This window comes from Dellaglioa sp. CoH-56-MRSF-11, assembly GCF_056782135.1.
The window spans coordinates 1-246 of sequence record NZ_JBXAYE010000152.1 but is presented as its reverse complement, the minus strand read 5'-3'; the positions used below and the strand labels follow the sequence as shown (position 1 = coordinate 246).

Genomic DNA, 246 nt, shown 5'->3' with positions numbered 1-246 from the left:
CCATGAATTCACATCAACGACGTAAATCTCAGCGTGCGTTTGCCCGTCTAGCAGAACAGTATAGCAGTATGCGCCACATAGTTCTGAGATATCCAATATCCGTTTCTGGGCTTTCGGTGTCTGAGCCGGGACTTATCGAAATCGACTGGACGTTCGGCCGCGCTTTTTACGAGGGGCACAAAAATGACCCGACCACCAGTGCTTAATACGGTCCATGAGTTGCTGGCGGGCATCGAGGCCGTGTTC

1 protein-coding gene is annotated in these 246 nt (G+C 52.0%); it reads left to right on the top strand.

All coding sequences use genetic code 11. The features are described from left to right. Nucleotides 1-206: hypothetical protein (locus AC1RPT_RS08200; protein ID WP_289856407.1), on the top strand; the 206-nt coding region annotated here is incomplete at its 5' end. Between the last annotated feature and the right edge of the window lie 40 nt (nucleotides 207-246).